This window comes from Chryseomicrobium imtechense (assembly GCF_041475995.1).
Lineage (GTDB): Bacteria > Bacillota > Bacilli > Bacillales_A > Planococcaceae > Chryseomicrobium > Chryseomicrobium aureum.
The window spans coordinates 89,659-107,116 of sequence record NZ_JBGOBM010000006.1; the positions used below are offsets into that span (position 1 = coordinate 89,659).

Here is a 17,458-nt window from a genome sequence, read left to right on the forward strand (position 1 = left end):
ACAGGAAACTAGGAGGTTCTTATGGAAAAGAAATGGAGTATTCGTTTAATACAAATCTCAGCAATTTTTGGCTTTATCGGCACGTATTTAGGCTCACATATGGCAGGTGCTATGGATTACGCACTGAGCCCTGTACACGCACACATCTTGTTAGTTGGTTGGTTATCCGTATTTGCATGGGGAATTTTTTATCAGCTGTTCGAAATCAAGTATAAAAAATTGGTCACAATCCATGGCATCACAGCAATTATTGGCGCTATCGGATTGACTGCAGGTATGTGGATGTACAATTTAAATCCGTTTAACTTGAACGAGACATTTATCCTGGTGTTCTTTATTGTCGGCGGGACGATTTTATTGATTGCGTTCTTCTTGTTTGCTGTCATTACGTTCTTCACAGTCCCATCTACTTCACGTAAATAAAAAATCAGCACCTTCTCTAGCTTTCATCTAAGAGAAGGTGCTGATTTTATTTTGATACAAGTTCAATCTCCGCAGCTACAGGAATTCCTTTTAAGGCCTGAGTTGCCAAACGATTGGCTTCGTTATTTTTATGACGTGGTATCTGATGATACTCTGGCTGTAACTTCATCTTATCAAGCTTTTGATCAACACGCCGCCCCCAAGAAGCAAGGGTCGGGTCCATAATCTCCCAGTCTTCAATCATATGCTGCAACACCACTTGGGAATCTCCGCGAATCTCAACCGGCACACCTTTCGCTCCCAAAAACTCTAGCTCCTGAAGAGCCAAATGAAGTGCTGCGAATTCCGCTTCATTATTTGATGTAAAGCCTTCGACAAATGCATTTTGACGCAGTCTGTAGGACTTTCCATTTTGTTCATAATAAATGACGCAACCAAGGCCTGCTTCCGCAGTCTCACGTTTATAGCCGCCATCAAAATAGACACGGATAGTGTGTGGTTCCACTTCCACTTCTTTCATATAGCGCTTTGCTTCTTTGACTGTCCATAACGTACCACGGCTGTCGATCAAATCGACTTGTTTCACACGTCCTGTACGCTCCATATCCTCAATAAACAATAGGGCTCTTTCGAGTGGCATTTCCCCCGATTCAAAGCGTGCTTCTTGATTTCTAGGTGTTTTATAAAGCCAACGAATCGATACATTCATCATCAAGACCCCCTAAGACAAGGATTAATTCGAGTGATGCCCGTCCAGTTCCTTGTAGGCATTCATATATTTGCCGCTATCCGCGACTTCAGAATGATACAGCGCCTTTAAAGCATGCGCCTTCCCTAAATCATGTTCTTTCATCAGACCTTTTAACTTTTTCTGCAACTCACGGTCTGATTTCACTAATTGACTCATTTGTGCTTGTAAATACTTCATCTCATTCGTCTCCTTTCTTTTCTATAGAACTAGTTCTCGGATAGGTTTGCATCTTGTTCTGCTTCACGCTTCACACGCTTAACGAATTCTTCGACGACTGGACCACCATTCTCCTGCTTCTTGCCTAACTTCAGCATCGTCTTAGCTACAAAATTGATGCCTATATTTGAACCGATATATCGGAATTCTGTTCGGTCTTCTGCAAGTTTGTGTAGTTCGAATGTTAAAGTCGTCTCAAATAACTTAGCTAAAATAAATTGTATAGCTTTCTTCTTAAACGCTGGTTCATCCACAAACTCTGTAATCGTAACATGATAACTCTCTGTACGCGTGCCTTCTCGGTAGGTTTGTTTGTACGATGAGCCTGGTAACGGGTCGTTTTGCACAATCCATTCATTGCTCTCTACTTTCGGCATAATACGCTGCGGATTTGCTTCATCAAAAAGCGCCCATACTGTTTCAATCGGGGCTTCTATCTCAATTCGTTGATCCCACTTCATTCTGGATACCTCTCTTTAACTGCTGTGACGGTCCGACGAATCATTTCACGTAAAACTGCTTCATCGATATCAGCGATTTTATTGATGTATACACAACTCTTTCCAGATTTGTGTTTCCCAAGTTTTGAAAGCAATTCTTCTCTGCGATCGTCTCCTGGATCTAAGTAAAGAGCGTGAGCGGTCTTACGAGGCGAGAAACCTGTAATCGCTGCGTCCCCCTCGTGACCTGTTGCGTATTTATAATGATACGCGCCGTATCCAATAATGCTCGGGCCCCAGAGTACAGGCTCATACCCTGTTTCTTCATAGAATATGTCCAGTAAACGATACGCGTCCTGTTTTTTGGAAGGTTTCTCGATTTGTTCGATAAATTCATTGACACTAGCATCTGTCGGCTTTGTTTTTTGTTCATACACCATCGTTTCCCAGTCCCTTCTCTGACTATTTCGCAAAGCGAATTTTTCACGTATACTGAATGAAGTGAATTGAATTAACTGAGGTGAAAACTATGAAGCATCCACTCTACCTAGTGATGGGTGGCGTATTTGCACTGTTTATTGCAATGAGTATCGGACGTTTTGCGTATACTCCTATCTTACCATTTATGCAGCTAGAAAAGGGATTTTCAACTGTTTTTGCAGGCACCCTTGCATCCGCCAATTATGCAGGGTACTTGGCCGGAGCGATAGCCGGAAGTATATTACCCATTCAAACTTATCGTCGGAAACTGTTGCTCCTAAGTTTAGCCATTAGTATCTCGTTGACATTCGCGATGGGACTTGTAGAATCACCTATCGTATGGATCTTGTTCCGTTTTGTGTCCGGAGTGACGAGTGCATTTGTTTTCGTGTTGACATCAAGTATTATCTTGGACCGCCTCGCAGCTATTGGAAGGATTGGCTTATCCGGTGTGATGTATGCTGGGGTAGGTCTTGGCATTTTCGTGTCGGGTCTAGTAGTTGCTCCACTTGTCGAACGCTATTCTAGTGACGGCGCTTGGATCGGTCTTGGTTTTATTGCACTTCTTCTAGCTATGTATGTAGTGGCTGTCGTGAAAGAACCCGAGAGTTCACCTCCCTCTCAAGCACCCCCCTCATCCAAACGCCGATTTGAACCTTGGCTGATTTGGTTGTTAGTTGCATACGGGTTGGAAGGGCTTGGCTACATCATCACGGGCACATTTATCGTAGCGATTGCCGAGCAGTCCAGTGTATTTGCCGGGAGCGGGACGAATGTCTGGGCGATTGTCGGTCTGGCAGCAGTACCTTCCACGATGATTTGGGCATTCGTCGGAAATCGATTCGGCTGGATGAAATCGTTCGCTGCACTCCTGACTATTCAAGCAACAGGCGTTGTATTGCCAGCTATATCGCAGAGTCCCGTCAGTTTTTATTTAAGTGCAATTTTGTTTGGCGCTACGTTTATGGGCGTGACGGTCCTCGTCGCTTCGTATGCACGGGAAAAGTTCCCACACGCGAGCGCTCGGATTTTGTCTGTTTTAACAGTTACCTATGCACTTGGTCAGATGATGGGTCCTATTTTGGCTTCAGCTCTTGCGGATCAGACCGGTTCGTATTCACTGGCTCTTGTAGGAGCAGCCGCTGTCATTGCCCTCGGCGCATTGTGTACGCTCCCTATTATCTATTTAGAACGACAAAAGACATCCTGAATCGGATGTCTTTTTCTTCGTCAACCGAAAAATATTCCGGAAGTCTCTTGTAAATTTCGGTTTCCGGAGTATAATTCAGGTAACGAATGATGGATGGAGAACAACTATGCTAAAAATGGATCGCCCCTATAATGAACGCATTAGTATTTATAACGGAATGGCCTCTACTATGGCCGTTAATATTACCAACACCTTTTTCCCGCTCTTTATGATTACGATTTTAGGTGCGAGTAACTACCAAGTAGGACTATTGAGCTCGCTCCCTCCTTTGATTGCTTTACTCATGACCATTCCAGCAGCTATCTTGTTGAACAAAAGTAGTACGCATAAACGAATCGTCGGTACAGCCATTATCACAGCGAGGCTGTTTTTTCTTGCCATCGTCTTTGTCGTCTATCTCCCGTTGGAGTGGCAGGCCTGGGCATTTCTCGTCATCATTGGAATGATGCATGTCCCAACTGCTCTGGCAACAATCGGCTGGCAGACGCTTATCAGTGGATTAGTGGATGAACATCGCCGTGCACAGTTTTTCAGTGACCGGAACCGAATGTTAACAGTCGTCGGTTTATTCACGACTCTCTTCGTTGGAATCGTATTGCGAGACGCGACGGAGAGTGTGATGTCGTATCAGATTTTATTCGCAGTCGCACTTTGTTTTGGTTTACTTGAAGGGTTTTTAGTATTTCGCCATAAGGAAAACGATCCCGTCGTGACAGATACGAAACCAAAATTAATGGACTGGTCCATCTTCAAAGACCAGGGCTATAGATGGTTCTTAGTGGCCGCCCTCTTCTTCAATTTTACGTGGCAAATGGCTTGGGGACTTTTTAACATCTATCACGTGCGAATTGCCGAAGCGACAATTTTTTGGTTTAGTATGTTCTCTGCAGGAAACATGTTGATGCAGTTCTTTACCTATCCCCTGTGGAAAAAGTGGTCCGAGAAGTATTCCAATACGCTCGTGTTTATTGTCTTAGCAATCGGGATGGCTTCCGCGCCATTCTTTACCGTATTGACGACAAACTTCTTTTTACTGTTCTTAGTTCAAACGACTTCTGGTTTCTTCCTGTCCGGGGTTATCTTAGTCCTCTTCAATATGCTACTTGAACATAGTCCAGCGGATAAACGTACGTATTGTATCACGACATATAATGTCTTACTTTCTCTAATGGCATTTATTGCACCGCAGATCGGGATTTTGTTTCTTGAACTGTTTGGTATTGTTGAAGCTATGCACATCAATGCGTTCTTACGACTTTCAAGCAGTCTTGTATTCTTCGCCATGTTTTGGTTCTATTCGCGACATAAGAAACGTCCCGTCGTCGCACCATAATTATCAAAAAAGGGTGGAAATTCGCATGAAAGCGAATCTCCACCCTTTTTTATTTAGACAAAGATGACCCAAGCTAGCATTGTTACAGCAATCGTTGTTACACCCATCAACAACGTTGACATTGTCATAGCTTTGTAAGCATCCGTTACTTTCATGCCACTGAACTCTGTCACTACCCAGAAAAAGCTGTCGTTCACGTGACTCACGGTCATGGCACCCGCTCCGATTGCCATAACAACTAATGCAAGTGCTACGCCACCCGTGATCCCTAATTCTACAACTAAAGGAGCAACAAGCGTGGAAGTGATGACTAGGGCTGTTGTGGACGAACCTTGCGCAGTTTTCAGAGCTGCTGCAATTAAGAATGGAACAATCAAGAATAATGCCCCTGTTCCGAATGCAGACAAATCCATTGCTTCAAGTTGTTGCGCCACTCCAGTATTTCGAATCACCGTTCCAAACGCTCCACCCGCACCTGTAATCAAAAGAATAGGTGCTGCTTCTTTCAATCCGTCGCCCACCCATCCTGTCAACGTATCTTTATCATACGAAGGAAGGAGTGGAAGTGCTGCGAATACCCCTAAGAATAAAGCAACTGTTGGCGCTCCAAGGAATTGGAAGAATGCCGTGATATTTCCTTCTCCTCCCAATGCCGTCGCAATCGAACCTATTGCAATCAAAGCAATCGGCACTACAAGAGGTAGGAACGATTTCACTGTAGAAGGCATCTTGCCGAACGACGAAATGATCTCGTCGTAATCAAGTGCTTCCAAATCTTCTTCCACTTGAATCTTGGATCCGACTTTGACTGCCCAGATGTACCCGACAATGACCGCTGGAATCGAAATCAACAAACCAACCAGTATGATTGTTCCTAAATAGTCTGCTGCGCCGATATTTCCAGCTGCTGCAATCGGACCTGGTGTTGGGGGTACTAATGTATGTGTTGCAAATAAACCAGTAGCAAGGGCAATCGCCATTGATGCAACAGCGACCTTTGCACGTTTTGCCAACGCCTTTTTCAAGCTTGATAAAATAACATATCCTGAATCACAAAATACAGGAATCGATACAATGTATCCGATTAATGACATTGCAAGTTGTGGACGCTTTTCGCCAATGACACGTAGCACAACTTCTGCCATCCGGTAGGCAGCTCCTGATTTTTCTAAAATAACGCCAATAATTGTACCTGCCACGATGACAAGTCCGATACTCGTCATCAATCCACCGAATCCTTCATTTACAAAGCGCACAACATCTACTAAAGGTAATCCAGCTGCAATTCCAACAAAGAATGCTGCAACAATAAGAGAAATGAACGGATGGACTTTCAAAACAGCTGTCGAAAGAACAATCAATACGACGCCAAGTAAAATAATCGCAAATAACATAGTGGTTCCCCCTTAATTTAAAGTTTTCTCCCCAATCGCGCCGCTGCTTGAGCAAGCGCCTCATACGGCTTGGACAATGCTTGTTCCACCGTACATTCCCTTGACACAATGGCTTCTACATACGAAAAATGAGGAACGAGCAAACTCTTCTCCTGAGACGGAATCATACCAGACAACAACGCGACCTTTACCCCAACTCGTCGCGCACGTTCTGCCACCCCAAGAGGTGCTTTACCGGATAGAGTCTGAACATCCGACTTCCCTTCTCCCGTAATCACCAAGTCCGCTTCTCGCAAATACTGGTCATACTCGATAGCATCCAAAACTGAATCAATTCCTCGTTCGAGATGCGCCGGAAAGAAGGCAAGCAAGGCCATCCCTAAACCCCCTGCTGCTCCTGCCCCTGATCTCAAGTGATGCGCTTGTCCTGTCAATTTGTACACAACGTCTGCATACCTCTGGAGCACATTTTCAAGAATAGGCGCAAGTTCAGGGGTGACACCCTTTTGTGGTCCGAAAACAGCCGTCGCTCCACGTTCGCCTAGTAGTGGATTGTCCACATCGCAAGCGATTGAAAAATCACAAGAGGCGATACGTGAATCAAAATCTGAAAGGTCAATTTCTCCTAACTGTAGATAGTCCGGCAAGTGCGTTCTGAGTTCCATTCCAGAAGTATCATAAAAACGTATCCCCAGTGCTCTGAGTGCCCCAATCCCACCATCGTTTGTCGCACTTCCCCCAATTGCCACGATGAACTTGCGGCATCCCTCATCCAGTGCATGCCGAATGAGTTGACCCGTACCGAATGTCGTGGCCCGAAGCGGATTGCGGTCAGTTGGAGCTATGTGCGTAATTCCAGAGGCTTCTGCCATTTCAATGACAGCTGTTACGCCGTCTCCAAGAATGCCATAGTGAGCTACGATTTCTCGACTTAAAGGATCTAAGACAGACACATCAATCAGCCGACCAGCTGTGGCATCCACTAAAGCTTCAAGTGTGCCTTCTCCTCCGTCGGCAATCGGAACAACCGTACAGTTGATGTCTGGACGAACAGATTGAATCCCTTCTCGAATAGCCATTCCTGCTTCTTTCGCGCTAAGAGTTCCTTTAAACGAATCTGGACTGATGATGATGTTCATGATGACTCCCCTCATTTCGTAAACGCTTACAAATTAGTGTAGTGTGTATTTTCAGACAATGCATTATACTAGTTGTATAAATTATAGGATTAATTTTTATATTTTTTTGGGAGTGATGTCGATGTTGACACGTGAACTTGCAAACCAAATGGTAGAGCAAACGATGATTCGTCTGCATCATAATATCAATGTCATGGATGCAACTGGAATTATTGTGGCCTCAGGTGAAGCTTTACGTCTACAGCAATTGCATGAAGGAGCTGCTTATGTGGGGAGAACGGGAGAAACTCTGCAGATTTTTCAAGAAGATGTAAAAAAGTGGCCTGGGAGCAAAGCTGGTATCAATCTTCCCCTCCGTCATCACGACAAAATCGTCGCTGTTATCGGTATTACAGGGGATCCCAACGAACTAGCTTCTGTTGCTCCGTTAGTTCAGTTAACATGTGAACTGATGCTGCATCAATCCATTGTGACGACTGAGTCGGAGTGGCAAAGAAAGTGGAAAGATGATGCGGTGACGGAATTATTCGTGGGAGGCGAGCTTTCTGCGAGTACAGTTGAGCGTGCTAATTTATCGGGCGTTTCATTGAAAGGGCCTCTCTGTTGCAGTGTATTCAAAGATGTATCCGGACAGACGAATACACTTCGTAGAAAAATAGAAGATTTTTTAGAATGGCCAGATAAACTTGTTGGTATAGGTGTAAACGAAGAGCTAGTATTGATCACAAGCGGATTATCTCCAGAGCGGTTAGTCGAAAAGCTTGAACGCTTCTTGCGTACAACAAAGTCAGCAAAAGTAGCTGTTGGAAAGTCGGTCTCATCTGTTCAGGAACTCCAAATCAGTTTACGTTCTGCACAAGTCACTGGGCAACATCAGACCACAGCATTGGCTCAGTTTTCAGAGTTCGAAGTGACTTATTTGCTTGATCAAGTGCCTACTATCGACCGAGAAAGTTTTAGTTTCACACTATTGGACGGCCTGGACGAGAAAGCACTTGAAACGATCCGAGCGCTATTGACTCATAATTTATCGATTCAACAGGCTGCTACATTTATTGGGATCCACCGCCACACCCTAAGTTATCGCATAGAGCAGATTGAGCGATTAACTGGGCTAGACCCATTAAATTTTGAGCATGCCGTGAAGTTTTGGCTCGCTTGTGAGTGGGCGCCTAGTAAAATAATAGAGTAAGGCCTGATTTGTTAAGAACTTACTAGGAAAGGGCTTAGGTCGCTCGGAGGTTTGTGCCCTGAATGACTGTGTTTGTGCCCTGCAGAGTTTGTTTTGTGACTCGAGCGCCCGGTTTTATGCCCTCAAAATCTCCGTTTGTGCCCTGAGTCATATTATGGAAACTAATTCAGCACGCCACAAAAAAGCCTAGCAGGTAATCTTACCCGCTAGGCTTTCGTTTATTCTCCGCGTTTTACTGCGTACCAGCGCGCTGCCGCTTGTCGTAACACCTCTTCAGGCTTTTCAAGCGCTTGCTCTACTTCTTTCTCTGAAGTGGCAAGTACCACGACTTCATTGAAAACATCGTTAGCTTCTTCAGCCACATCGATATCGCCACTTCCAGCAAACAATGTCACCGGCAAGCCTTTGTCCCCTGCAAACTTCGCCACGCCATGCGGTCCTTTTCCTTCTAAGAACGTATGCGCATCAAGGCGTCCTTCTCCAGTAATTACGTGTGTAACACCAGACAATGCATTTTCCCATCCTGATCGCTTCAGCACAAAATCGATTCCGTGATACCACTTGGTCGGGAAAAATGCTTGGACGGCTCCGCCTAAGCCTCCTCCAGAACCCGCTCCTGCTCGGTCATGCAGACGAACCCCGGTATGTGCCTCGATGACATCTGCTAGCTGTTGGAGTGCTGCTTCCACTTCTTCCGACTCTTCTGCTTGCAGGCCTTTCGTCTCCCCATATAGACGCGTTGCACCTTGAGGCCCTATATATGGAATCTGTACATCACTCACTACTGCGAATGTACATTCTTGAAGACGTTTATCAAACTCTGCATCATCTAACCGATCAAGATGTTTAAGTTGTACCAAATCTCCTGACATTTCCTGACCCTCTTTGTCTAAAAACTTCAATCCAAGAGCCCGTAACATACCTGCTCCTCCGTCATTTGTTGCACTGCTCCCAATTGCCAAAATAAAATTGCGATGCCCTTCATCAAGTGCTGCACGAATCAGTTCACCGGTGCCAAACGTAGACGCGAGTCGTGGGTTCTGTTCATGCTTTTTGACATAGGAGAAACCGGAAGCTTGCGCCATCTCAATCACACATGTATGACGCGAAAGCCCTGTGACACCATACTTCGCCTCAACCGGACGGCCAAGCGGGTCATGAACAGTGGCCGTTTTGTATGTTCCTCTCGTTGCATTCATAAGCGCATCCAAAGTTCCTTCCCCTCCATCTGCAATCGGGAACTCTACAATTTCAAGCGTTGGATCGACAGACTGCAAGCCTTGTGCAATAGCACGGGTTGCTTGTTTAGATGTTAATGTTGTTTTCCAAGCATCTGAGCTGATGATGAATTTCATGGCTGTTCCCCCTAAAATAGTCGTTTGACGGATGGACCGAATAAGTAGAAATGTAAATCCTGTTTCTTTTCTTCTATACTTCGTGATAGTCGCGCAATCTCCTGCTCAAGTGCTGTAATTTCTTCGATCGCCTCATCGACTCGCTGGCGAGATATTTCTTCCCCAAGCTCCAAGTAGTGCAACTGCGCTTCTAGTGCTTTGACTTGTTGATGACGCTGCATAGCCCCCGCATAGCTTTTGACTTCTTTCGTCTTTAATTCATACAACTGCTTTTCAAGTGCTTCTTTTCCCATGTGAATCGCCTCCTAAAATTGTGCCAAACAAAAAACTCTTCCCCACGAGAGAGAAGAGTTGCAAGTGCACAATTTCTCCTCATCGTTCAGGTATCCCCTGTTGGATGGAGCACCTTACCGCGCGGGCAGGTTGCTGAGACTTCGTAGGGCCAATTCCCTCCGTCTCTCTTGATAAGAAAAGAGTTCATGTTCAGTTAGGTCAAGTATAGCAGAAAGAGGGGGAATTTCCCAGCCTCATTTCGATCGGATATCATCTTCATCAGCATTTTTATGGTTATACAGTTCATTCTCGCCATCTTTATCCGCAGGGTCTTCCCGATAAAAGAACGGATCACTATCGATTTTTTCTTCTTCAGTCAATGATTTTTCATCGCTTGGCATTGGAATCTTCCCACTATTTACTTTCTCTTTATCTTTGTCTTTTTCAAACATTGTGCATCCCTCCACTTATTCTGAATTAGTAAAGTATTCCCTCCAACCACCTGTTTAAAACGACTCGAGCAGGGAAATAGGAATTCAAGGAGGCGATTTGAAATGCCATGGACAAAAACGGACTATCCCGATTCCATGAAAAATTTAGACGCTAGTGTACGGAATAAAGCGATTGAGATGGCAAATGCGATGGTGGATGACGGTATGGAAGAAGGCCGCGCCATTTCTATTGCAACGGCGAAAGCACGTGACTATGTTAGCGGGAGTGACAATTCTTCACGCCCTCATTATGTAGTGAAAGCACATGAAGACGACTGGATACTTATGAAACAGGACGGAGAAAGGGCCATTAAGACGGCTACTACAAAAGAATCGCTTCTTGAAGAAGCAAAAACATATGTCAATGATAAAGATGGCATTTTAAAAGTGTTTAAACAAGATGGATCCGTTGAAGATACCTATTATGAATGAGGAGGAATGGTGATGAGCGAAAAATTAAAGGTAGGCATTATTTTAGGGAGTACGCGTGATGGTCGGGTCAGTCCACAAGTTGGAGAATGGCTCGTTGAAAAAGCAAAAGGACGTGAAGACGCCAATTATGAACTGGTAGATATCAAAGATTTTGACCTTCCACTGCTTGGGACAGCTGAATCAGAAGGTGTAAAACGATGGAATGAAAAGCTCGACTCCCTCGATGCCTTTGTATTTGTTGTCGCAGAATACAATCACAGCATGACGGGAGCTTTAAAAAATGCATTTGATAGTGCGAAAGAGTCTTGGCACAACAAAGCAGCTGGAATTGTCAGTTACGGATCTGCAGGAGGTACACGTGCAGCTGAGCATGTTCGACAAGTATGCGCTGAGCTTATGATTGCAGATGTACGTGTACATCCTGTCTTATCCTTATTCTTAGATTTTGAAAAAGGACAAACATTTACACCTCGTGACCTTCACAACAAAAACGTCAACGACATGTTTGACCAAGTACTCGCATGGGGCGGGGCATTGAAACCACTACGTACAAACAAAGCCTGAGGAGACTTCCTCAGGCTTTTGGCATGATGGAATATGGTTCCCCTAGCCAGTCCATTAATTCGTCAAACCCATCTCGCCCACTTTTTAAGCCGAATTCATATAACGCAGACAACCGCTGTGGATTGCGTTCTGCTCGACTGATTTTAAACGTTTCTTGTGGACGAATAACAAATGCATCGCCTTGCGTTTCTAATTCATCCAGCCAATCCAGCGTTTCATTGTAATGCTTCCATCGTGTTTCCATCTGTTCGACCAATCCAGGGTATTGTTTATACATGAACTTACTGACCCCTGAAAACCGGGAAGCTGCTTTGCGATACCCCTTTGGACGTGTCAAAACGACAACGGGGCGCTCTACTCCATCCTCAAGTGCTTTCTTTAATGGGATTGGATCGGCAATGCCACCGTCCATTAACTTTAGCCCCTTATACTCAACGGGTGCAGCCATGAAAGGTAAAGAACTAGAGGCCCGAACCACCTTCAAAATCTCATCCCGAGGTGCTCCCTTTTCAAAATAGATTGGTTTTCCACTATAGCAATCAGTCGTTCCAACGACAAAACGTTCCGGAGATGCAGAAAACGTTTCGTAATCGAATGGGACGAGTTCATTCGGCAACTTATCAAAGAGCAAGTCCATCCCAAACAATTCTCGTTTTGTCACTAAATTTTTTAAAGAAATATAATCCGGATGCGTCACATAGTCAATGGATACTTTCCGATTTCTATCTCGTTGTCTAGCTGCATAGGAAGAGCCGTGACATGCCCCTGCCGAAACCCCTATGATATATGGAAAATAATAGTCCTGCTCCATAAATGATTCTAAAATACCTCCAGTAAAAACGCCTCGCATGCCTCCGCCTTCTAAAATTAATCCAGCTCCGTTCATCGCGATCTCTCCTTTTTACTTCTCTCATTCTAGTATTTCGCAAAAGCAATCAGGAAGCAACTGGAATCTCGAAATTAAATCCTATCAAAGCACTTTGAATTGGAATTTAAATACCTGACTTGGTATACTGTTTGAACAAGAAACAACATGAAAGTAGGGAAAAAAATGACGATTTACCAAAGTATAACTGAATTGATAGGCGATACTCCTGCCGTCAAATTAAACCGCGTTGTCCCAGAAGGTGCAGCGGATGTTTATGTGAAACTTGAAATGTACAATCCTTCAAAAAGCGTGAAAGACCGCGCAGCGAATAATATGATCAAAGCAGCGGAAGAACAAGGTCTGATTCGTCCAGGTGACACAATTATTGAACCAACAAGTGGGAATACAGGTATAGGTCTTGCCATGGTTGCAGCAGCACGTGGGTACCGTGCAATTTTAGTTCTTCCTGATAATAGTACACAGGAACGAATCAATCTCTTGAAAGCCTTTGGTGCTGAAGTGGTTCTCACACCGCAAGACGAAAAAATGCCGGGGGCGATCGGAAAAGCACTGGAATTGAAAGAATCGATTCCCAATGCATTCATTCCACAGCAATTTGAAAACTCCGCAAATGCTGATGCACATCGTGGCACTACGGCTCTTGAAATCCTAGAACAAATGGATGGTGAGTTGGATGCGTTTGTAGCGACTGCTGGAACGGGTGGTACGATCACAGGAACTGGCGAGACCCTAAAAGCTCACCTTCCAAATCTGTATATCGGCGTTGTAGAACCAAAAGGCTCACCTGTATTATCTGGAGGAAAGCCTGGTCGCCACAAGCTTGTCGGAACGAGCCCTGGATTTATTCCGCCAATTTTGAATACATCAATTTACGATGAAATTTTCCAAATTGAAGATGACCAAGCCATTGACCTCTTCCGTCGCCTTGCGCGTGAGGAAGGTATATTTGTCGGGCCTTCTGCCGGGGCCGCTGTTTATGCAGCCATTGAAATTGCAAAACGCTTAGGTCCTGGAAAAAAGGTTCTTTGCATTGCTCCGGATACAGGTGAACGCTACTTATCAATGGGACTGATTGAATAAAGAAAAAGCGGGTATATAAAAGAGGTATGTTCATATTGAAAGGAGACCAAAAGTATGTCAAAACGTATTCTAATGGTATTAACCAATCACTTCGAACTACCGAACGGAAAAAAAACTGGTGTCTGGCTATCTGAATTTGGAGAAGCTTACCTCGCCTTTCAAAAAGAAGGATATGATGTAACAGTCGCGAGTCCGAAAGGCGGCGAGATTCCGATTGACCCTACGAGTTTGGAAGGCGAAGTATCCGATGAAATGCTCGCTACTAAACAATTTATTGAAAACACCGAACACCTAGATCATCAAGATGCTAGCCAGTTCGACGGCATCTTTTTACCAGGAGGTCATGGCACGATGTTTGACCTTCCGGATAATACAAAACTACAAGAGCTGATTCGCTCTATCTATGAAGCTGATAAACCTGTCGCTGCTGTATGTCATGGTCCAGCTGGTTTAGTCGGTGTCACACTTTCAAACGGCGATCCACTCGTCAAAGGAAAAAAAGTAAGTGCGTTCACAGATGCTGAAGAGAAAGATACAGGCCTTCAAGATGACATGCCATTCTTACTAGCTTCAAAGCTTGAAGAATTGGGCGCACACCACGAAGCTGCAGATAACTGGAGCGAAAAGGTAGTACGTGACGGTTTCTTAGTTACTGGACAAAATCCACAGTCAACGGAAGCTGTTGCCCATGCATTTATCGACACATTAAAAGAGTAGGCGATTGCCTACTCTTTTCTTATGTCCAGCGCCCTTTTAAATCCAGTGCTTGGCGAATCTGATTAAAATGATACAAGTATACCCTTTTCTCACCGGAAAACTCTTATAAAGAAGAATGCAGTGACTATGCTTTAAGATCGAGGAACATGCACGAGGATTTGATCGTCAATTAGCATAGGGGTGGAACTAGCGGATAATACTTCTGGCTTTCCAAAAAAATACCCTTGAAAATAAGCGTACCCTGAGTCTAAAGCTCGCTTATACTCCTCAAGTGTTTCAATTTTTTCAGCAATCAGCCGCTTTCCAGATCGTTTTGCTAATTGTTCTGTACATTTTTGTCGATCAAATGGTGCTTGAAAGTCAATTTTAATGAAATCTGCCACGCGAATGATTTCAGGAATACCTGCAACAGAAAGATTGCAATTAAAATCATCCAATCCAATTTGATAACCCGCCTTTTTCAACTGTTTCAACGCTTTTAGCAGTTCTTGATCAAACTCAATCGTCTCTACCACTTCAATAATCAACTGACCTGGTGCGATGTTCCATTGTTGATGTTGAATAAGCAAATCACGAGTAAAGTTTACAAAGACGGGGAGATTTTGACTAACTACATCTAATCCCATAACATGATAGGCAGTTTCGAGTACTTGTCGTGTAGCGTTATTTGGGTCTTGCGCAGTGTAGACGTTTTCTTCACTATTCCTATACAATAATTCATAAGCAATGACATGTCCGTTTCGATCCACTATAGGTTGCCTTGCAAGGTAGTGATTCAACTTTTTCACCTCCATTTATTCAGATTAATTAGTACTATTATACCTATTGTTTTCTGAATAATCAAACAATAAATGACTTTTGTTTGTAAAATAAAAAGGATAAAAGTCTTGGTTTCGAATTATTTTAAATAATCCTAAGGTTATAGAGGGATTGAAAACGGATATGTCGAATAGAAAAGAAAAGGGGAGGCCACACCATGTCATACGAAGTGAAACAAATTACCGATTTAAATGAAGTTTCAGTACAACACCTTGTTGAAGAAAGCGAAAATGAAGGGTATCGATTTTTGACAAGACTGGTTAAACAATATGCAGATGGATCGGAACTATTTAAAAAGCCAGGAGAAGCTTTATATGGGGTATGGAGAGACGGACATCTTGTAGGAATCGGAGGCATTTTACAAAACTCTTATGCAGATGACCATTCTACTGGACGACTTCGCAGATTTTATGTAACAGCTGACGAACGTCGAAACGGTGTTGGAACAATGTTGCTAGATGCTTGTCTTGAAAAAGCAAAAGAAACATTCAAGAGTGTCACGTGTCGCACAGATTCTGCGAAAGCAGATGCCTTCTATCGTCAAAATGGTTTCGTCCCTGTTCATCATTCACCTGATACAACTCACAGAATCACCTTCTAAACAGACAAAGACTCTTTTCGCACCTCGCGAAAAGAGTCTTTTTTAGTTCTAGCACTATAGTCGTTTACGCTCTAACTGTAACGCTTTGACTGTAGAAATCATCATCAACACCATGATGAACGAGAACGGAAGCGCGGCTATGATCAAGGCATTTTGCAAAGCTGTTAGCCCGTTAGCTGCTAAAAGGATCACCGCAATCAATGATTGTGCTACTCCCCAGATGATCTTGACAGAGTTGTCTGGATTCATCGATCCACCCGTTGTTTGCATACCTAGAACAAACGTCGCCGAATCGGCACTTGTGATAAAGAACGTGCTGATGAGAACGATCGCAATGATTGACAGAATAGTTGCGAATGGAAGTTCGTTAAATGTTGCAAACAAAACTTCCTCTGTCGCAAGCCCTGACAAGTTGATTCCAGACTTCTGTACGTTGATTGCCGTAGAACCAAACGCTGAGAACCAGAAGAAGCTCACTAAGGATGGCAGTAACAATACACCTGTTAAGAATTCACGAATCGTACGTCCTTTGGAAACACGAGCAATGAAGATCCCAACAAATGGTGCCCATGAAATCCACCAAGCCCAGTAGAAGATCGTCCAACCATTGATCCAGTCGCGACTTTCTCCGTCGAGCGGTGCAGCGCGGAACGTCATTCGAACGATGTTCTGCAAATACGCCCCTAGGCTGTCTGTAAACATATTGAAAATCAATAATGTCGGTCCAAGAACGACAACACCAATTAATAATGCAATCGCTAATACCATGTTCGTATTCGATAAATATTTAATCCCTTTACTTAGTCCCGTCCATGCCGATGCAAGGAACAGAACGGTAACTACTGCGATAATAATAACCTGCAGCGGATAAGAAACTTCAATTCCTAAGAGGTATGCTAGTCCTCCACTAATTTGAACAGCACCGAAGCCAAGAGTAGTTGCGACACCGACAACCGTTGCGAAAACAGCAAATACGTCGACGACAACACCCCATGGTCCAGACATTTTGTCTCCAAAGATTGGCTTAAGTGTTGCAGAAATTAATCCAGGTTCGCCTTTGCGGAACTGGAAGTAAGCGAGTGCTAAAGCTACAATCGCATAAATGGCCCAAGCATGTAGTCCCCAGTGGAAAAATGTATAACGCATCGAATCGCGGAAGGCCTGATCTGTTCCTGTCTCGCCTGTTGGTGATGACACCGCAAAGTGTGACAGCGGTTCAGCCGCTCCCCAGAATACAAGTCCAATCCCCATACCTGCTGAAAACAACATTGCAAACCATGTTGGACGTGAGTATGCAGGACGATCTGTATCTTTTCCTAATCGAATCTTTCCGTACGGGCTAAAAATTAAAAATAGCGTAAAAACAACCATTAGGCCCACAATAATCAAGTAATACCATCCAAAAGTAGATGTTATAAATGCTTGCATATTCGCGGTAACAGATTCAAAACCTTCCGGCACAATTGCTCCAAAAAGGACAGTTACTATAACGAGTGCAAGTGTAATCCAATATACATTTGTAACTTTTTTCACATTCTCCCCTTCTTTCTAGTAGTTTACACAATTCCCTACCCTACCTTAATTTTATGTAAGGGTCAAGTGATGTACTTTTTCGTCCACATGAAACTTCTCCACCTCTATCTCGTAAAAGAAATAAAA

21 protein-coding genes and 1 riboswitch are annotated in these 17,458 nt (G+C 43.9%); of the genes, 9 read left to right on the forward strand and 12 right to left on the reverse strand.

The window, feature by feature from the left end:
• Positions 1-21: 21 nt before the first annotated feature.
• Positions 22-423, forward strand: a complete 402-nt coding sequence (locus tag AB5N96_RS07640; RefSeq protein WP_204589492.1) for a hypothetical protein — start codon at positions 22-24, stop codon at positions 421-423.
• A gap of 46 nt (positions 424-469) precedes the next feature.
• Here AB5N96_RS07640 and AB5N96_RS07645 read toward each other — a convergent pair whose 3' ends face one another.
• From AB5N96_RS07645 to AB5N96_RS07660, 4 genes are read right to left on the reverse strand one after another with little or no spacing between them, the layout of a single operon-like run.
• Positions 470-1,132 (reverse strand): RNase H family protein, encoded by a 663-nt coding sequence (locus AB5N96_RS07645; protein ID WP_204589579.1) that lies wholly within the window; start codon positions 1,130-1,132, stop codon positions 470-472.
• Between the two features lie 24 nt (positions 1,133-1,156).
• A complete protein-coding gene (locus AB5N96_RS07650) occupies positions 1,157-1,351 on the reverse strand; it encodes a hypothetical protein (protein ID WP_204589491.1) in 195 nt (64 codons plus the stop codon).
• A 29-nt stretch (positions 1,352-1,380) separates the two neighbouring features.
• Entirely contained in the window at positions 1,381-1,851 is a 471-nt protein-coding gene (locus AB5N96_RS07655) for an SRPBCC family protein (protein ID WP_204589490.1), read from the reverse strand.
• Positions 1,848-2,267: a DUF1801 domain-containing protein gene (locus tag AB5N96_RS07660; protein WP_392456775.1), complete on the reverse strand. Its 420-nt coding sequence runs from the start codon at positions 2,265-2,267 to the stop codon at positions 1,848-1,850. Before AB5N96_RS07660 ends, AB5N96_RS07655 begins: the two co-directional genes overlap by 4 nt.
• 92 nt (positions 2,268-2,359) lie before the next feature.
• On the opposite strand from AB5N96_RS07660, the gene AB5N96_RS07665 reads away from it, so the two are divergent.
• The gene (locus AB5N96_RS07665; protein WP_499705143.1) at positions 2,360-3,520 is read left to right on the forward strand and encodes a YbfB/YjiJ family MFS transporter; all 1,161 of its coding nucleotides are present in this window, start codon (positions 2,360-2,362) and stop codon (positions 3,518-3,520) included.
• A 106-nt stretch (positions 3,521-3,626) separates the two neighbouring features.
• Positions 3,627-4,853, forward strand: a complete 1,227-nt coding sequence (locus AB5N96_RS07670) for an MFS transporter (RefSeq protein ID WP_499705144.1) — start codon at positions 3,627-3,629, stop codon at positions 4,851-4,853.
• Between the two features lie 53 nt (positions 4,854-4,906).
• On the opposite strand, the gene AB5N96_RS07675 is transcribed toward AB5N96_RS07670, so the two are convergent.
• Positions 4,907-6,247 carry a GntP family permease gene (locus tag AB5N96_RS07675; protein ID WP_499705145.1) on the reverse strand — a complete coding sequence of 447 codons (1,341 nt, stop codon included), beginning with the start codon at positions 6,245-6,247 and terminating at the stop codon, positions 4,907-4,909.
• A gap of 17 nt (positions 6,248-6,264) precedes the next feature.
• Positions 6,265-7,386, reverse strand: coding sequence for a glycerate kinase (locus AB5N96_RS07680; protein ID WP_499705146.1), 1,122 nt, complete (start codon positions 7,384-7,386; stop codon positions 6,265-6,267).
• Positions 7,387-7,507: 121 nt separating this feature from the next.
• Between AB5N96_RS07680 and AB5N96_RS07685 the strand changes: the two genes are divergently transcribed.
• Complete coding sequence (locus AB5N96_RS07685) at positions 7,508-8,578, forward strand: CdaR family transcriptional regulator (protein ID WP_499705147.1); 1,071 nt, start codon at positions 7,508-7,510, stop codon at positions 8,576-8,578.
• Between the two features lie 218 nt (positions 8,579-8,796).
• On the opposite strand, the gene AB5N96_RS07690 is transcribed toward AB5N96_RS07685, so the two are convergent.
• The 3 genes from AB5N96_RS07690 to AB5N96_RS07700 all read right to left on the reverse strand — a co-directional run bounded on the left by AB5N96_RS07690 (position 8,797) and on the right by AB5N96_RS07700 (position 10,658).
• On the reverse strand, positions 8,797-9,933 hold the full coding sequence (locus AB5N96_RS07690; protein WP_499705148.1) for a glycerate kinase: 1,137 nt from the start codon (positions 9,931-9,933) through the stop codon (positions 8,797-8,799).
• A gap of 11 nt (positions 9,934-9,944) precedes the next feature.
• A complete protein-coding gene (locus AB5N96_RS07695; RefSeq protein ID WP_204589486.1) occupies positions 9,945-10,226 on the reverse strand; it encodes a hypothetical protein in 282 nt (93 codons plus the stop codon).
• Between the two features lie 76 nt (positions 10,227-10,302).
• Positions 10,303-10,404: riboswitch (SAM riboswitch) on the reverse strand.
• Positions 10,405-10,460: 56 nt separating this feature from the next.
• On the reverse strand, positions 10,461-10,658 hold the full coding sequence (locus AB5N96_RS07700) for a hypothetical protein (protein WP_204589485.1): 198 nt from the start codon (positions 10,656-10,658) through the stop codon (positions 10,461-10,463).
• Positions 10,659-10,760: 102 nt separating this feature from the next.
• Between AB5N96_RS07700 and AB5N96_RS07705 the strand changes: the two genes are divergently transcribed.
• Positions 10,761-11,129: a DUF2188 domain-containing protein gene (locus AB5N96_RS07705; protein ID WP_392454873.1), complete on the forward strand. Its 369-nt coding sequence runs from the start codon at positions 10,761-10,763 to the stop codon at positions 11,127-11,129.
• A 12-nt stretch (positions 11,130-11,141) separates the two neighbouring features.
• Positions 11,142-11,693: an NADPH-dependent FMN reductase gene (locus tag AB5N96_RS07710; RefSeq protein ID WP_499705149.1), complete on the forward strand. Its 552-nt coding sequence runs from the start codon at positions 11,142-11,144 to the stop codon at positions 11,691-11,693.
• Between the two features lie 10 nt (positions 11,694-11,703).
• On the opposite strand, the gene AB5N96_RS07715 is transcribed toward AB5N96_RS07710, so the two are convergent.
• Positions 11,704-12,579: a patatin-like phospholipase family protein gene (locus AB5N96_RS07715; protein ID WP_499705150.1), complete on the reverse strand. Its 876-nt coding sequence runs from the start codon at positions 12,577-12,579 to the stop codon at positions 11,704-11,706.
• Positions 12,580-12,744: 165 nt separating this feature from the next.
• Here AB5N96_RS07715 and cysK point away from each other — a divergent pair, with 165 nt between their 5' ends.
• Together cysK and AB5N96_RS07725 are read left to right on the forward strand one after the other, a co-directional pair.
• On the forward strand, positions 12,745-13,662 hold the full coding sequence (gene cysK, locus AB5N96_RS07720) for a cysteine synthase A (protein ID WP_392454874.1): 918 nt from the start codon (positions 12,745-12,747) through the stop codon (positions 13,660-13,662).
• Positions 13,663-13,716: 54 nt separating this feature from the next.
• Positions 13,717-14,379, forward strand: a complete 663-nt coding sequence (locus AB5N96_RS07725) for a type 1 glutamine amidotransferase domain-containing protein (protein WP_499705151.1) — start codon at positions 13,717-13,719, stop codon at positions 14,377-14,379.
• Between the two features lie 131 nt (positions 14,380-14,510).
• Here AB5N96_RS07725 and AB5N96_RS07730 read toward each other — a convergent pair whose 3' ends face one another.
• Positions 14,511-15,158, reverse strand: a complete 648-nt coding sequence (locus tag AB5N96_RS07730) for an EAL and HDOD domain-containing protein (RefSeq protein WP_499705152.1) — start codon at positions 15,156-15,158, stop codon at positions 14,511-14,513.
• 197 nt (positions 15,159-15,355) lie between these two features.
• Here AB5N96_RS07730 and AB5N96_RS07735 point away from each other — a divergent pair, with 197 nt between their 5' ends.
• Entirely contained in the window at positions 15,356-15,799 is a 444-nt protein-coding gene (locus AB5N96_RS07735) for a GNAT family N-acetyltransferase (RefSeq protein WP_499705153.1), read from the forward strand.
• 54 nt (positions 15,800-15,853) lie between these two features.
• Here AB5N96_RS07735 and AB5N96_RS07740 read toward each other — a convergent pair whose 3' ends face one another.
• Positions 15,854-17,332, reverse strand: coding sequence for a glycine betaine uptake BCCT transporter (locus AB5N96_RS07740; protein WP_499705154.1), 1,479 nt, complete (start codon positions 17,330-17,332; stop codon positions 15,854-15,856).
• Between the last annotated feature and the right edge of the window lie 126 nt (positions 17,333-17,458).

Bases quoted from the DNA above. Each gene is read 5' to 3' on its own strand.
- AB5N96_RS07640 (WP_204589492.1), top strand. From the start codon at position 22: ATGGAAAAGAAATGGAGTATTCGTTTAATACAAATCTCAGCAATTTTT.
- AB5N96_RS07645 (WP_204589579.1), bottom strand. From the start codon at position 1,132: ATGAATGTATCGATTCGTTGGCTTTATAAAACACCTAGAAATCAAGAA.
- AB5N96_RS07650 (WP_204589491.1), bottom strand. From the start codon at position 1,351: ATGAAGTATTTACAAGCACAAATGAGTCAATTAGTGAAATCAGACCGT.
- AB5N96_RS07655 (WP_204589490.1), bottom strand. From the start codon at position 1,851: ATGAAGTGGGATCAACGAATTGAGATAGAAGCCCCGATTGAAACAGTA.
- AB5N96_RS07665 (WP_499705143.1), top strand. From the start codon at position 2,360: ATGAAGCATCCACTCTACCTAGTGATGGGTGGCGTATTTGCACTGTTT.
- AB5N96_RS07670 (WP_499705144.1), top strand. From the start codon at position 3,627: ATGCTAAAAATGGATCGCCCCTATAATGAACGCATTAGTATTTATAAC.
- AB5N96_RS07675 (WP_499705145.1), bottom strand. From the start codon at position 6,247: ATGTTATTTGCGATTATTTTACTTGGCGTCGTATTGATTGTTCTTTCG.
- AB5N96_RS07680 (WP_499705146.1), bottom strand. From the start codon at position 7,386: ATGAACATCATCATCAGTCCAGATTCGTTTAAAGGAACTCTTAGCGCG.
- AB5N96_RS07685 (WP_499705147.1), top strand. From the start codon at position 7,508: ATGTTGACACGTGAACTTGCAAACCAAATGGTAGAGCAAACGATGATT.
- AB5N96_RS07690 (WP_499705148.1), bottom strand. From the start codon at position 9,933: ATGAAATTCATCATCAGCTCAGATGCTTGGAAAACAACATTAACATCT.
- AB5N96_RS07695 (WP_204589486.1), bottom strand. From the start codon at position 10,226: ATGGGAAAAGAAGCACTTGAAAAGCAGTTGTATGAATTAAAGACGAAA.
- AB5N96_RS07700 (WP_204589485.1), bottom strand. From the start codon at position 10,658: ATGTTTGAAAAAGACAAAGATAAAGAGAAAGTAAATAGTGGGAAGATT.
- AB5N96_RS07705 (WP_392454873.1), top strand. From the start codon at position 10,761: ATGCCATGGACAAAAACGGACTATCCCGATTCCATGAAAAATTTAGAC.
- AB5N96_RS07710 (WP_499705149.1), top strand. From the start codon at position 11,142: ATGAGCGAAAAATTAAAGGTAGGCATTATTTTAGGGAGTACGCGTGAT.
- AB5N96_RS07715 (WP_499705150.1), bottom strand. From the start codon at position 12,579: ATGAACGGAGCTGGATTAATTTTAGAAGGCGGAGGCATGCGAGGCGTT.
- cysK (WP_392454874.1), top strand. From the start codon at position 12,745: ATGACGATTTACCAAAGTATAACTGAATTGATAGGCGATACTCCTGCC.
- AB5N96_RS07725 (WP_499705151.1), top strand. From the start codon at position 13,717: ATGTCAAAACGTATTCTAATGGTATTAACCAATCACTTCGAACTACCG.
- AB5N96_RS07735 (WP_499705153.1), top strand. From the start codon at position 15,356: ATGTCATACGAAGTGAAACAAATTACCGATTTAAATGAAGTTTCAGTA.